At 64.0% G+C, this 14,559-nt stretch carries 14 protein-coding genes; 5 read left to right on the forward strand and 9 right to left on the reverse strand.

The features are described from left to right. Positions 1–41 precede the first annotated feature (41 nt). Positions 42–1,031: an Lrp/AsnC family transcriptional regulator gene (locus ABWO90_RS03660; protein WP_353189933.1), complete on the forward strand. Its 990-nt coding sequence runs from the start codon at positions 42–44 to the stop codon at positions 1,029–1,031. Positions 1,032–1,145: 114 nt separating this feature from the next. Here the strand turns inward: ABWO90_RS03660 and ABWO90_RS03665 are convergent, their stop codons facing one another. The 4 genes from ABWO90_RS03665 to hpnC form a co-directional block, all read right to left on the reverse strand. Continuing rightward, a complete protein-coding gene (locus ABWO90_RS03665; RefSeq protein WP_353189840.1) occupies positions 1,146–1,397 on the reverse strand; it encodes a hypothetical protein in 252 nt (83 codons plus the stop codon). A gap of 85 nt (positions 1,398–1,482) precedes the next feature. After that, a complete protein-coding gene (locus tag ABWO90_RS03670) occupies positions 1,483–1,923 on the reverse strand; it encodes a tetratricopeptide repeat protein (RefSeq protein WP_353189841.1) in 441 nt (146 codons plus the stop codon). Between the two features lie 71 nt (positions 1,924–1,994). Continuing rightward, positions 1,995–2,639, reverse strand: a complete 645-nt coding sequence (locus tag ABWO90_RS03675; protein ID WP_353189842.1) for a DUF4272 domain-containing protein — start codon at positions 2,637–2,639, stop codon at positions 1,995–1,997. A gap of 145 nt (positions 2,640–2,784) precedes the next feature. Then, positions 2,785–3,642, reverse strand: a complete 858-nt coding sequence (gene hpnC, locus ABWO90_RS03680) for a squalene synthase HpnC (protein ID WP_353189843.1) — start codon at positions 3,640–3,642, stop codon at positions 2,785–2,787. Positions 3,643–3,874: 232 nt separating this feature from the next. On the opposite strand from hpnC, the gene hpnD reads away from it, so the two are divergent. The 4 genes from hpnD to ABWO90_RS03700 all read left to right on the forward strand — a co-directional run bounded on the left by hpnD (position 3,875) and on the right by ABWO90_RS03700 (position 8,913). Further along, entirely contained in the window at positions 3,875–4,723 is an 849-nt protein-coding gene (gene hpnD, locus ABWO90_RS03685) for a presqualene diphosphate synthase HpnD (protein WP_353189844.1), read from the forward strand. After that, positions 4,723–5,976: a hydroxysqualene dehydroxylase HpnE gene (hpnE, locus tag ABWO90_RS03690; RefSeq protein WP_353189845.1), complete on the forward strand. Its 1,254-nt coding sequence runs from the start codon at positions 4,723–4,725 to the stop codon at positions 5,974–5,976. Before hpnD ends, hpnE begins: the two co-directional genes overlap by 1 nt. A 253-nt stretch (positions 5,977–6,229) precedes the next feature. Next, positions 6,230–8,194, forward strand: a complete 1,965-nt coding sequence (shc, locus tag ABWO90_RS03695) for a squalene--hopene cyclase (protein ID WP_353189934.1) — start codon at positions 6,230–6,232, stop codon at positions 8,192–8,194. A 23-nt stretch (positions 8,195–8,217) separates the two neighbouring features. Beyond that, on the forward strand, positions 8,218–8,913 hold the full coding sequence (locus ABWO90_RS03700; protein WP_353189846.1) for a phosphorylase: 696 nt from the start codon (positions 8,218–8,220) through the stop codon (positions 8,911–8,913). Between the two features lie 132 nt (positions 8,914–9,045). On the opposite strand, the gene ABWO90_RS03705 is transcribed toward ABWO90_RS03700, so the two are convergent. The 5 genes from ABWO90_RS03705 to ABWO90_RS03725 form a co-directional block, all read right to left on the reverse strand. Continuing rightward, positions 9,046–10,248 (reverse strand): glycosyltransferase, encoded by a 1,203-nt coding sequence (locus tag ABWO90_RS03705; RefSeq protein ID WP_353189847.1) that lies wholly within the window; start codon positions 10,246–10,248, stop codon positions 9,046–9,048. Beyond that, on the reverse strand, positions 10,245–11,240 hold the full coding sequence (gene hpnA / locus ABWO90_RS03710; protein WP_353189848.1) for a hopanoid-associated sugar epimerase: 996 nt from the start codon (positions 11,238–11,240) through the stop codon (positions 10,245–10,247). Before hpnA ends, ABWO90_RS03705 begins: the two co-directional genes overlap by 4 nt. After that, a complete protein-coding gene (gene hpnH, locus ABWO90_RS03715) occupies positions 11,241–12,362 on the reverse strand; it encodes an adenosyl-hopene transferase HpnH (protein ID WP_353189849.1) in 1,122 nt (373 codons plus the stop codon). A gap of 23 nt (positions 12,363–12,385) precedes the next feature. Then, positions 12,386–13,345, reverse strand: coding sequence for a 4-hydroxy-3-methylbut-2-enyl diphosphate reductase (gene ispH / locus ABWO90_RS03720; protein WP_353189850.1), 960 nt, complete (start codon positions 13,343–13,345; stop codon positions 12,386–12,388). A 358-nt stretch (positions 13,346–13,703) separates the two neighbouring features. Continuing rightward, a complete protein-coding gene (locus tag ABWO90_RS03725; protein ID WP_353189851.1) occupies positions 13,704–14,348 on the reverse strand; it encodes an MlaC/ttg2D family ABC transporter substrate-binding protein in 645 nt (214 codons plus the stop codon). Positions 14,349–14,559 lie beyond the last annotated feature (211 nt).

Consider the following 14,559-nt stretch of genomic DNA (forward strand, 5'->3'; position numbering starts at 1 on the left):
TTCGTTGAATATCGACATTTGAACTGAATATTACATTGAATATGGACAACTGTGTGCGCTCCATGGCGGAAGACGGACATATCGACATCGACGCCACCGATCTGGCGTGCCTTGCTGCGCTGCAGGTCAACCCTCGCGGGACGTGGCGCGATCTGAGTTCCGCTTGCGACGTGCCGGAGCGCACGCTGTCGCGTCGGCTGCAGCGGTTGATGGAGGGCGGTTATGCCAAGGTGATCGGCGAACTGGACCCGGTGGCGGGCGGCAGCGGTCCGGTGCTACACGCCTGGCTGCAGGTGGAAAACGGCAAGGAGCAGCAGGTCGCCAGCCATTTGGCCAGCCTGCCGCAGACGCAGGTGGTATTGGCGACGACGGGGGCGTCGGACCTGTTTGCCGAAATCAATGCGCAGACGCAGGATCAGTTGTCGGATCTCGTGGTGCGCGTGCTGCCGCAAGTGCCGGGGCTGCGGCAGGTGGAGTCACGCGTCGTGATGCGTTCGTTCCGACGCGCGAGCCGCTGGCGAATCGACGGCTCGGTGCCGACGGAGCCGGTGCCGCCGGGGGATGGCCGTTACGTGCTCAATGACGATGAGGCCAGTTTGCTGGCGGTGTTGGCGTCCGACGGACGGGCCAGTCTTGGCGTGTTGGCAGAAGCCTGCGGGGTGAGCGAGCCCAAGGTGCAGCGGCTGATCAGCGGTCTGGTCGAGCGCCATGTGCTGACCTTCCGGGTCGAGCTCGAGCCTTCGTTGGTCGGCTATGGCGTCGAGGCCATCCTCTCAGTGCAGACTCGCCCGGGGCTGGCCGAGTCCATCGCGCGGGAACTGGCGCAGGACAAGCACACGCGTTGCCTGTTCGGCACCAGTGGTCACACACAGTTGTTTTGGCACGTGCTGTGCCGCGACATCCATGATCTGTGGACGGTTTCGACCGAGCGCATTGGTGCGCTGGAGGGTGTGCTGTCCTGCGATGTCAGCACGGTGGTCAAGGCCTACAAGCGCGCTGGGCGTTTGCGGCACGGGTTGCGGGTGGAGTAGGGCGGTTGGGGGCGGCAAGCAATGGCGCCCGCTTTCTCTCCGAAGCGATCATCCGAAGTCGGCGCGCTTAGGGGCAGCGCCAACCGGGGGCGAATGCCTCACCACACGCTTGCGTTAGGAAGCCTGCTGCCAAGACGGTTCTTCTTCACCGAATTCCCAAGTCTTGAGCAATACGTGCTGCTTCGTTTCATCAATTTTGTAGGCCACAAAGAAACCTTCCCATAACTGACTCCTGATCCAGCGAATCGCCATGGCGAAATCTTCCGGCGCCCATCCGGGGATCAAGTAGACGTAGTTGGCAGCGTTCGTGCCCACTTCGTGCGTAAACTTCGTAATGAATGTCTCTGCTTCTTCTTTGATCGACATGGCCATGCTCGGTTAAAGAGTCAAAAAAGCATTTTCCGTTATCGGACGGATCTGTTTGCGAACGATAGTGGATTCGACTGATCGATCACCACTCGCCGCTCACCGGGGGAAGTAATTTGGTCTTGAGAAAGTCGAAGTACTTCGAATCCTCGCGATCGAATATTTCCTTTCCGGCGCCCATATACGCACGTGCCAGTTCGTCTGCTGCTCGATCCACGTTTCCTAACTCGAAGTGGGACTGCCCGAGGCGCAAGTGCAGGAACGGATTGCCAATCCCGCCCACGCAGTGCATGGCGTCGCTCATCACGTCGCAGCACTGCTCGAAGCTTTTTGCGAAGAAATAAACATCACCCAGCCCGGCGAGAATGCCCACCGTTGCGGAGCACTCCTCTTTGGGCTCGGGAACGATGGACAGTGCCTGCGCGAAGCGCTCGAAAGCCCCCGTAAACTCTCCACCTTCGATCAGCGCATCGCCTTCGCCACACAGCGCTTTGATTTGGTTGTTCTGGTCTGGATTCAGGTCCATGTATTCAGGTGTCCAACGTTGAAGTTTGAATGCCTTCACCCGGTACGGCCGTTCAGGTGTGCAATAGTCTGCTATTCACTCACTGGCGCCGGTGTCCATCGAGGCGCGTCCCAATCGTCAACCGAGATCATCCACTCCAGGGCCCGGCGCCGCTCAGTTACCACGGAAAAATCGAAGTTGTCCGGGAGCGATTGTTTTGAGATCAGGCACTTATCCATTGCCCAGTGCAGGCAATATCCCAAGTCGAGAGACGCAACGATTTCGCCTTCATGAATTCGCTTGGCGCCACGTCGAAATCGCATTGACGATTCGGACGTCCGGAGGTCGGGTGTCAGTCGAACGAGGTCACTCGGACATGCGGACGCGAAATCGAGCGACGGATAGTATCCAAGGCTCCACGCCAGCGCATAGAGTGCCTCGACCTGAATCTGAAAGCGACGTGCATTTCCGCGAGGGGGCGCGTTGAGGAATTCGGATTCGGCACCCGTCAACGCACTATTGAGTTTTTCCTGGGCCAACCATTGCAATGCGTCGGATCTGGGGAAGCCGTAAGCCGTTGCGACGACGGCGCAAAGGGCAAGTGCGCGCTCGACGATCTCGTCTTCACTCCGAAACGAAGCCTTCGCAACTGCAAGAAGTGGCAGACCATCGGGAGACGGAAAACCCACTTCCCGCATGGTATCGGCCGTCGCATCACGAATGGTCTGAAGATTCATTAGCGCAAGCTCCCCGAACCGCCTATTCGAATCGAGTCGTCGGCTGCGGCGCCTACGCTCACGGATTTTTGTGGATCGTACCATCTGACGACACGCCGGAACCCCGTAAAACGACGGGGCCGAGGATCGTCCGGGGAAAAGACCCCTATCGCCCCTTCGGCGCCGTACCGCTCAACTTCATCCCAAGGCCACGCAGGAACACGCGGATGCCGTCGCACTTCCCCAGTTGCGGGCGATGGCGGAAGACGTCGTAGTTGGCCGCTTCGATCATGTCCAGAATACGCAGGCCGCCGTGGACCACGCAGCACAGTTCCAGCCCGAAGCGCCCCGGCACGCGGTTGGCGAGTGGTGCGCCACGCAGCATCATCTCCCTTGCAAAGTCGACTTCGTAACGCATGAGGGCGCGCCAGCGGTCGTCGAACGTCTGTGCGCCGATGTCGGCGTCGCTCACACCGAAGCGGGCCATGTCGTCCTGCGGCAGATACACGCGCGCCTTGCGCCAGTCGACTTCCACGTCCTGCCAGAAGTTGATGAGTTGCAGCGCCGAACAGATATCGTCGGAGCAGGCGATGTTCTCGGGGGTGTCGAGCTTGAACAGCGCGAGCATGATGCGCCCGACCGGATCGGCCGAGCGGCGTGTGTAGTCGCGCAGGTCGGCAAAGGTCGCGTAGCGTTTGGTCTCGATGTCCTGATCGAACGCGGAGAGCAGGTCGGAGAACGGCTGGACGCTGAGCCCATGCTCGGCGATCACGCGCGCCAGCGCAGCGAACAGCGGTTTGTCGGGCGACGTGGGCTGTCCGGCGGCAATCTTGTCGAGCTCGGCCTGATAGGCGACCAGGCCCGAATGACGCTCGGCGTTGGTGGCATCGCCTTCGTCGGCAATGTCGTCGGCCGTGCGGGCGAAGTTGTAGATCACGCCCACCGGCGCGCGCATTTCGGGCGGCAACAGAATACTGGCGACCGGGAAGTTCTCGTAGTGCTCGATCTTGGCGTCGGAAGTCATCAGGCGGGTGAGGCAAAGAGGCGGCGCCGTCGGGATCGGCGCGGGGCGCCGGAGATCCCGGACAGGCTCGGATAGCGGAAACCGGGACGAGCCGGAACCCCCGAGATTCTATGCTATCGTTCCAAATCCTGGCGGGAAAGTCGCGCCAATCCCCGGTATACTTCCCTCCTTGCAAGAATCCCCAGAGTTTTTCCGTGGTGTCACCCTGTTCCCCTGCACGACGAGGAGCCTCGTGAGCGTCGCCGAACCGATCGAAATTTCGCCTGAGCAAAGCAGCGCTCGTGTGGCCTCGGGCAGCAGTTTCTATGCTGCCATGCGCATTCTGCCGCCCGCACAGCGTGAAGGCATGTTCGAGATCTACGCCTTTTGCCGCGCCGTGGACGATATTGCCGACGACGGCGACGACACGTCCGCCAGCCGCATGGCGCGCCTGGCTGTCTGGCGCCGCGACCTGGCCGACCTGTACGACGGTCGCCCGACGCCGTCGCTCGCCAACCTTGCCCGCGTGGTCAAGCAATTCGGTCTGAAGCACGACGACTTCATCGCCGTCATCGAAGGCATGGAAATGGACGCCTGCGGCCCCATCGTCGCGCCCGACCTGCCTACGCTCGACCTGTATTGCGACCGCGTCGCGAGCGCCGTCGGCCGCCTGTCGGTCAAGGTGTTCGGCATGCCCGAGCAGGACGGCATCGATCTGTCCTATCACCTCGGTCGCGCGCTCCAGTTGACGAACATTCTGCGCGATATCGACGAAGATGCCGGCATTGGCCGCGTCTACCTGCCGCGTGAAACGCTGGCCGACGCCGGTATCGTGGGCGCCACGCCCGCCACCGTCGTCGCCGCGAATCTCGACCGGGCTTGCGCGCCACTCGTGGCCGACGCACATGCGCATTACGCCAAGGCACGCGCCATCATGGCGCGTTATCCGCGCCGCGTGGTCATTGCCCCCGCCGTCATGGGCAAGGCTTACGGTGCGATTCTCGACAAGTTGACTGCGCGCGGCTTTGCCGTGCCTCGCGAGCGCGTGCGTGTGCCGCGCTGGCGTCTCATTCTGATGCTGCTGCGGCAGATGGCCTTCTGATGGCGGGCACGGTTCACGTCATCGGCGCCGGCCTCGCAGGGTTGGCCGCCGCGGTCAGGCTTGCCTCGCGCGGCGTGTCCGTGGTGCTGCACGAAGCGGCACCGCAGGCCGGCGGCCGCTGCCGCTCCTATTTCGACCGCCAGCTGAATGCCGTGATCGACAACGGCAATCATCTGGTGCTCTCGGGCAACACGACGATGCGCGACTTCACGCGCATCATCGGCTCGGAACACACGCTGACCGGCCCGGATCGCGCCGAGTTCGCCTTCGTCGATCTGGAGAACGACGAACGCTGGACGGTGCGCCTGTCGGAGGGGCGTCTGCCGTGGTGGATTTTCGACAAGGGCGCACGCGTGCCCGGCACGACATGGTCGGACTACCTGTCGCTCGCGCCGCTGCTTCGCGCGGGGCCGGACGCGACGATGACCGACGCGATGAACTGCCCGCCCGCGCTGTACAAGCGGCTGATTCATCCACTGTTCCTTGCCGTGCTCAACGCAGATCCCGCCGAAGGGTCGGCGCAGATGGCGGCCGCCGTGATCCGCGAGACGCTCGCGGCGGGCGGCAAGGCGTGCCATCCGCTGATCGCCAGCGAAGGGCTCGACGTGTCGTTCGTCACGCCTGCGCTGGCCCATCTGGAAGCCAGGGGCGCGCGCGTGATGATGCAGCACCGGGTGCGAGCCATGCAGTTTGCAGCGGACGGCAGTCGTGTCGAGGCCATCGATTTCGGCGACGGGCCGCAAGCGCTCGCGGCGGACGACGCCGTGGTGCTCGCCGTGCCGCCGAATGTCGCGGCCTCACTGGTGCCGGATCTGACGACGCCGGACGAGTACCGTGCCATCGTCAATGCGCATTTCCAGGTGCCGCCGCCGCCGGGCTGCCCGCCGATGATCGGCGTGGTGAACGGTGTGAGCGACTGGATCTTCGCCTTCGACGGACGCCTGTCGGTCACGATCAGCGGTGCCGACCATTTGCTCGACGAGTCGCGTGAATCGCTGGCGCTTCGCATTTGGGAAGAAGTGGCGCGCGCCTGCCGGGTGCCGTCGACGCCGATGCCGGTGTGGCAACTGGTGCGCGAGAAGCGCGCGACGTTTGCGGCCACGCCGGCGCAGGACAAGCGTCGGCCGGGCGCACGCACACGCTGGCATAACCTCGCGCTGGCGGGCGACTGGACCGCCACCGGCCTGCCCGCGACGATCGAAGGGGCGCTGCGCAGCGGCAACCGGGCCGCCGATCTGCTGCGACCGGCCTGAACACGACGCGAACGCCGCGAAGTCGGCGACGCTTCTCGCACGAGCCGGGCAGAAGAACCCGGCACTATCGCAAGTCTGAATGTTTAACCGGCGCGCACGTCGCGCCGTCGATACGCCTTGAACGCCTTGAACAGGCAAGAACGCCATGGATACGATACGCGATGCTTCCGAAAAGGAAGCGCGACGCACGGCCACTGCCACGGCCGTGGACCTCAAACTGCATACTGAGCTTGCCCAGAAGGTGAGCACGGCAATGGCCACGCAGACGCTCGAGACGGGCATCGAGCGCTCGATCACCGCGCTGCTCGACCTGCAACAAGACGACGGTCACTGGCTTTTCGAACTCGAAGCCGATTCGACGATTCCGGCCGAATACGTGCTGCTGCGCCATCATCTGGCCGAGAAGATCGACCCGGAACTCGAAGCGAAGATCGCTGCATACCTGCGTCGCATTCAGGGCGAGCACGGCGGCTGGCCCCTGTTCCACAACGGTAAATTCGACATGAGCGCGAGCGTGAAGGCGTACTTCGCGCTCAAGATGATCGGCGAGCCGATCGACGCGCCGCACATGGTGCGCGCCCGCGAAGCCATTCTCTCGCGCGGCGGTGCACAGAATTCGAACGTCTTCACGCGCATTCTGCTCGCGCTGTACGGCGTGCTCGAATGGAAGGCAGTGCCGATGATGCCCGTCGAGATCATGCTGCTGCCGCAGTGGTTCCCGTTCCACCTCTCGAAGGTGTCGTACTGGGCGCGCACCGTGATCGTGCCGCTGCTCGTGCTGCAGGCCAAGCGTCCGCGCGCGCGCAATCCCAAGGGCGTGGGCATCGACGAACTGTTCATCGGCAGCCCGAAGGATGTCGGTCCGCCCAAGCGTGCGCCGCATCAGAGCCGCTTCTGGTTCACGTTCTTCTCGGGCGTCGATCACGTGCTGCGTGCGCTCGATCCGTTCTTCCCGAAGTCGCTGCGCGAGAAGTCGATCAAGCGCGCCGTCGATTTCGTCGAAGAGCGTCTGAACGGCGAAGACGGCCTCGGCGCGATTTATCCGGCCATGGCGAACGCGGTCATGATGTACGACGTGCTCGGCTATCCCGAAGATCATCCGAGCCGCGCGATCGCGCGCAAGTCGGTCGAGAAGCTGGTGACGCCCGCCGATCACGAAACGTATGTGCAACCGTGCCTGTCCCCGGTGTGGGATACGGCGCTCTCGGCGCATGCGCTGCTGGAGACGGGCGACAAGCGCGCCATCGAACTGGCGGGCAAGGGGCTGGAGTGGCTCATCCCGTTGCAGATCCTGGACGTGCGCGGCGACTGGATCTCGCGCCGACCGAATGTGCGTCCGGGCGGCTGGGCGTTCCAGTTCGCCAACCCGCATTACCCGGACGTGGACGACACGGCTGTGGTCGCGATGGCGATGGATCGCTACGAGAAGCTCGCGGGCACGTTCGAGAACGACAAGGTCGACGCGAGCGCGCGTCCGATGCGCCATGCGATCGATCGCGGCACCGAGTGGGTTATCGGCATGCAGAGCAGCAACGGCGGCTGGGGCGCTTTCGAGCCGGAAAACACGCACCTGTATCTGAACAACATTCCGTTCTCCGATCACGGGGCGCTGCTCGATCCGCCGACCGTCGACGTCTCCGCACGTTGCCTGTCGATGCTCGCGCAGTTGCCGACATCGCCGGAGCGCCGTGCGTCGGCCGATCTGGCGCTCAAGTACATCCTCGACGACCAGGAAGCCGACGGTAGCTGGTACGGCCGCTGGGGCATGAATTTCGTGTACGGCACGTGGTCGGCCATGTGCGGCCTTCAGGCGGCAGGGTTGCAGCCGGAGCATCCGGCGCTCGCCCGTGCGGCGCAGTGGCTCATCTCGATCCAGAACGCCGACGGCGGCTGGGGCGAGGACGGCGACAGCTACAAGCTCGAATACAAGGGCTACGAGTCGGCACCGAGCACGTCGTCGCAGACGGCCTGGGCATTGCTCGGCCTGATGGCGGCGGGCAAAGCCAGCGATCCGGCGGTCAAGCGCGGCGTCGACTACCTGCTCAATACGCAGAACGACGAAGGTCTGTGGGACGAGGAACTCTACACGGCAACGGGTTTCCCGCGCGTGTTCTATCTGCGCTACCACGGTTATCGCAAGTTCTTCCCGCTGTGGGCGCTCGCGCGTTACCGGAACCTGACCGTGCGCAACGATTGCCCGGTGCCTTGCGGCATGTAATGTCCGACCTCGCGCCCACTTCCATGACGCCACCCATCATCGTAGTGACCGGTATGCCGTTCGAGGCGCGCATTGCGCGCGGCGACGGCGTGCGCGTGGTTTGTGCGCAAAACCTCACGCTGGAAGCCGATCTGGAAGCGGCCATCGCCGAGAGCGGGGCGCGCGGACTGGTGAGCTTCGGTACCGCCGGTGGCCTGATTCCCGGCGTGAAGCCGGGGCAGTGGGTCATCGCGCACAAGGTGCTCGACATGCCGCAGCACGCGCGTGAGTCCGTCACGTCGATCCCTTGGGCCGAAGCGTTGCATCGCGCGATGCCCGGCGCATTGCGTGCCGATATGGCAGGCGTGACGGCGCCGGTCGTCAGTGCCGCAGACAAGGCTGCGCTGTTCCGCGAGAGCGGGGCGGCGGCGGCGGATATGGAGTCGCATATCGTGGCGCGCGTGGCGCAGGCGCACGAGTTGCCGTTCGTCGTGGCCCGCGTGGTGATCGACCCTGCCGAGCGGTCTTTGCCGCCGGCGGCGCTCGCCGGCATGCGCAGCGACGGCTCGACCGATATCCTCGGCGTGCTGCGCTCGCTGGCCGCGAATCCGATGCAGTTGCCCGCGCTGCTGCGTGTCGGTCAGGATGCCGGCCGTGCCAAACAGGCCATGCGTCATGGCCGCCAGATCGTGGCGCTGAAGCTCGGTGACGGGTTCGGTGCGGTGGCGGCAGGCATCTGAGCGCTGATTCGGTGCGAGGGCGGCAAGCGCCCGAAGCCGGTTGGCGGGAACGGTCGTACCAAGAAAAATGCCAGCATGTCATGACGGACAAGCTGGCATTTTCGTTTTCGCGGGATGTCGTTCGCTACGGGTTCAGGTGTCCGACGACTGCTGCCCGCGCGCTTGCGCGCGCCCCTTCCACATGCCGCCGCGACCGCGCCAGTGCTGCAGCGCCGAGTCGAACGTGAAGACGGTGTAGAGCGCTGCGACCAGCGGCAGCAGCGGCCCGAAACTCGACGGCTGGCGATAGAAGCGCAGCATTGGCAGGTACGACAGCGTCATGGCGAGCCATGCGAATAGCCCCAGCCACTGCGCGATGCCCGTGGCGAAGATCGTCATGGCCGGCGGCACGATGAAGGTGAGCAGCAGCGAGACGATCGTGCCCGCGAGCAGCACCGGCGAATATTGCAACTGCGCGTACGCCGTGCGCGAAACCATCTTGCGGATCTCACCGAGATTGTCATAAGGACGCACGCTCACCGCGCGTTCCGTCAGCCCCAGCCAGATGGCGCCTTGCTTCTTGAGCAGGCGTCCCATCGCGCAATCGTCGATGATCTCGTCGCGAATCGCTTCGATACCGCCGCCCGCTTCGAGCGAGGCGCGATGGATCAGCATGCAGCCGCCGGCGGCCGCTGCCATGCGCTTCTTCGGATCGTTGACCCACGCGAACGGGTAGAGCATCTGGAAGAACAGCACGAACGCCGGAATCAGCGTGCGCTCGAACCATGCCGTGCAGCGCAGCTTCGCCATGAGCGAGACAAGCACGCGGTTGTCGCCCGTGGCACGGGTGACCAGGCGGCGCACGTTCTCCGGCGTGTGGGCGATGTCGGCGTCCGTGTGCAACAGGTACTCAGGGGCGATGCCGTCGTCGTTCGTCGACGGATCGCTCGCGAACGCCACGCCTTGATTGACCGCCCACAGCTTGCCCGTCCAACCACCCGGCAACGGCTGTCCGGTGAGCACGTCGACACGGCGCGTGAAGCCGTCGGCGGCGGCGCGCGCCGCCGCGGCACGTGCGAGGTTGGCGGTGCCGTCGCTGCTCTGGTCGTCCACGACGACGATGCGCAGGCGTCCGGCGTAGTCCTGGCGGCACAGCGACTCGACGACCTGTCCGATCGACTCGGCCTCGTTGCGAGCAGGAATGACCACGGCGACAGCGGGCCAGACGTCGGGCGCGGGCAGGCGGTCTTCGTCGAGATCGTCACGCTCGCGCGCACGCCAGAAGCCGCCTTGCGAGCTCAACAGATAGATCCAGATGGCCAGCGAGAGCGCAGCGATCCAGGTCAGAACAGTCATGAGAGGTATCCAGCAGATCCGAACCAGGCGAGCGCGTCGCGCAGGCCGTCGGCATAGGGGCGAGCCGTGTAGCCGAGGTCGCGTCGGGCCTTCTCTGACGAGAAGAACATGTGATAACGCGACATCTTCAGACCGTCGACCGTGACGAACGGCTCCTTGCCGGTGAAACGCGCCACGCCTTGCGCGGCCATCGCGAGCGGATAGAGCGGCCAGCGCGGCAGGGCGACCTTGGGCGCCTTGCGTCCGACCATGCCGGCAATGCTCGCGAGCATGTCGCGCAGCAGGACATCGTCGCCGCCCAGGATGTAGCGCTCGCCGATGCGTCCACGCTCGAGTGCCAGCAGATGGCCTTCGGCGCAGTCGTCGACGTGCACGAGATTCAGTCCCGTATCGACGAACGCCGGGATCTTGCCTTGAGCGGCTTCGACGATGATGCGCCCGGTCGGCGTGGGCTTGATGTCACGCGGGCCGATCGGAGTGGACGGGTTGACGATGACGGCAGGCAGGCCGTCGCTGGCGATCATGCGCTCGACCAGGCGCTCGGCCGCGACCTTGCTGCGCTTGTACACGCCAATGGTCGTGGCTTCATCGTTCGGGGAGGTCTCGTCGACGGGGCCGGTGGCGTCGTGCACACGCAGCGTTGCCACGCTGCTCGTGTACACCACGCGCTCGACGCCGGCGCGCAGCGCGGCTTCCATCACCGTGCGCGTGCCGTCGATATTGGCCCGCATGATGTCGTTGGGATCTTTCGCCCAGAGGCGATAGTCGGCGGCGACGTGGAGCAGGGCATTGCACCCGGCGAGCGCACGCTGCATCGACGCGGCGTCGCGCATGTCGCCTTCGACGACTTCGACGGGCAGGTCGGCGAGGTTCGCGCGAGGGCTGGTGCCACGCACCAGCAGGCGAACCTCATGACCGCGCGCGAGCGCCGTACGTGCTACCGCAGAACCGACGAACCCGGAGGCGCCGGTGACCAGCACTCGCGACGGCATTTACGCCTTGGCCCGGCGCAATTCGTCGAGCTTGATCTCGACGTGCTTCGAGAAGACAAACTCCGCCGGACGCTGCTTGGCGAACGAGATGTCTTCGGCCATCGGGCCTTCGGTGCGAACACCCTTGAGCGCCACGCCAAGCGCGCGCAGCGGGTGCGACATGGTTTCGTTCACTGCGGTGGCTTCGAAGCCGCTGTGGACCATGCAGTCCGCGCACTTCTCGTAGTTGCCCACGCCGTACTTGTCCCAGTCGGTGGTGTCCATCAGTTCCGTGTACGTCTTGGCATAGCCTTCGCCAAGCAGGTAGCACGGACGCTGCCAGCCGAACACGGTACGCGTCGGGTTGCCCCACGGCGTGCAGTGGTACGAACGGTTGCCGGCCAGGAAGTCCAGGAACAGGCTCGACTGGCTGAACGTCCAGTTCTTGCCGCCGTCGCCGCGCTTGAGAATGTCGCGGAACAGTTGCTTGGTCTTCGAGCGGTTCAGGAAGTGCTGCTGATCCGGGGCACGCTCGTAGGCATAGCCCGGCGAGACGGTAATGCCGTCGAGTCCCAGATCCTTCGTCGAATCGAAGAACTTGGCGACCTTCTCCGGATCGGCGTTGTTGAACAGCGTGCAGTTGATGTTCACACGGAAGCCGCGCGACTTGGCCAGCTTGATGGCAGCCACGGCACGGTCGTACACACCTTCCTGCGACACGGCGGCGTCGTGCATTTCACGGTCGCCGTCGAGGTGGATCGACCACACGAAGAACGGGCTCGGCTCATAGTCGTCGATCTTCTTTTCCAGCAGCAGGGCGTTCGTGCACAGGTACACGAACTTCTTGCGCTCGATGATGCCCTTGACGATCTGCGGCATTTCCTTGTGCAGCAGCGGCTCGCCGCCGGCAATGGAAACCACCGGTGCGCCGCATTCGTCCACGGCGTCGAGCGAGTCCTTGAGCGAGACGCGCTGATTCAGAATCGGATCCGGATAGTCGATCTTGCCGCAGCCCGAGCAGGCGAGGTTACAACGGAACAACGGTTCGAGCATGAGCACCAGCGGGTAGCGCTTGTTGCCCTTGAAGCGTTGCTTCATCAGGTAGGCGCCAACATACGCCTGTTGCAGGAAGGGGATGGCCAAGTTCGGCTCCTGTTCGTGTTGCGTTAGCCAGCGACCGCGTGGCGCGCGGCGACCGGCTCGTCTTTGGTCAATTCCGACGGCAGGCGAAACTGAATGGTTTCTTCGATGCCGTCCATGAGAGTCACTTCGACGGTGTCGATGCGACGCAGCGCGTCGATCACGTCTTCGACCATGCGCTCGGGCGCGGACGCCCCAGCGGTAATGCCGATGCGGGCCTTGCCGCGCACCCAGTCCGGATTTAGCTCGGAGCCGTCGGCCACGAGGTAGCTCGGCAGCCCCATCTCGGAGCCGATTTCACGCAGGCGATTCGAGTTCGAGCTATTCGTCGCCCCGACCACGAGCAGCACGTCCACGCGTTCGCACAGTTCGCGCACGGCGGTCTGGCGGTTTTGCGTGGCGTAGCAGATGTCCTTGGTGTTCGGGCCGACGATATTGGTAAAGCGACGCTGCAGCGCAGCAATGATACCGCGAGTCTCGTCGACCGACAGCGTGGTCTGCGTCACGTACGAGAGCGGCGTATTGATGGCGAGCGGCAGCGCGTCGACATCCTCTTCGGTCTGCACGAGATGCACCGGACCGTCGATCTGGCCCATCGTGCCCTCGACTTCCGGGTGTCCCGCGTGGCCGATCAGAATGACTTCCCGTCCGGCGGAGACGTAGTTCTTGCCCTGGATATGCACTTTGGTGACGAGCGGGCAGGTGGCGTTGAGCACCTTCAGGCCGCGAATCTCGGCTTCCTGCTCAACGACGCGTGCGACGCCGTGCGCGCTGAAAATGGTGACAGCGCCGGCCGGGGCTTCGGACAACTCGTCGATAAAGCGCGCGCCCTTGGCCTTGAGGGAGTCGACCACATGCTTGTTGTGGACGATCTCATGGCGTACATAGACCGGGGCGCCGTATTTTTCCAGGGCACGCTCAACGATCTCGATGGCACGTATGACACCCGCGCAAAACCCGCGGGGTTGGGCAAGTAAGACTTGCATTCAGCTCTCCGGCTCAGGTCGGCCGGGATGGCGGTTCTATGAGGGTTCCATGCCGCGCACTGCTGGCTTCATGGAGCACGCGGCGCCAGTTGTGTTGGCAATTCGCATGCACCCGCGGGGGGACCGCCGTCCGGTCGTTTGACAAGCAGCGATTGTAACCGCCGCGGCCAAATATTGCTGGTCACCCCCTCGTAGGAGGCGGCAGTGTGTGTTGCAAAAAAGTTGACGATCCGGCCCGCATCCCGACGGGATTCGGGCCCTATCTGTCGTCAAATCCCTGCAGAAGCGGAAAACCTGTCGTCGTTGACGCCCGGGACTGGCAGTCCCATTTTTGGCGTTCGCCGCTAAGTCGTTGATTTTACTTGCCGAAACGCGCGTTCTTCTCGCGCAAATAGGTGATCAGGCTGTCGATGCCACCCTGGGCAATGCGCGCCTTGAACTGCGGCTGATACAACTGGATGAGCCATGCGTCGGCCACGTTCTCGCCCATCATGTTGATGTCGTAGATCTTCCAGCCCTTGTCCGTCTTGGCCAATCGATAGGCCACCGACAGATTGTCGCCCGTGCCGCTGACCGTGGCGCCAACCACGACGTCGGTGCTGCCTGCCGTGAGCTTGGCCGGGTCGAACTTGAACGAGATCTGGGTGCCGCGCACCTGCGAGAGCTGCAGGGCGAAGGTGTTCACGAGCAGTTGCTGGAATTGCTCGAAGACTTGCTGCTGCTGGGCGGGCGTGGCGCTGTCGAACGCCTTCGAGCCGACGGCGTAGCGCGTGGTGCGCAGGAAGTCGGTGTACGGCAGGAAGTCGCGCGCGACCACACGGGCCGTGGCGGTCACATCGCCGTCGCGGGCTGCAGGATCGGCCTTGGTGGCCTTGACGACCGTCTCGACCGCCGTCTTCACCATGTCGTTCGGATTGGCGCTGCTCGCCTGTGCCCAGGCGCCCGAGGTGCCAATGCCGCTGATTGCGACGGCAGACACCGCTGCCACCAGGAATTTGTTCATACGTCGCTTGTCTTCATGGGTTTGAATCAGGTAGGCCGTAGTGTAGTCCACGTGGCCTTCGCCGGGCCTTGTATACTGCTGCGATTTTGTAAATTCACCGTTTCTTCGTGATTCACTGGCTGATCGACGGACGCTGTCTGCGATTGGTTCCCCGGCATGCCCTGTCCCTGACGATTCGTTACAACTGTCGTGGGGCGGCAAACGGGGGCGG

It is taken from the genome of Pandoraea pnomenusa (genome assembly GCF_040391475.1).
Classification (GTDB): domain Bacteria; phylum Pseudomonadota; class Gammaproteobacteria; order Burkholderiales; family Burkholderiaceae; genus Pandoraea; species Pandoraea pnomenusa_C.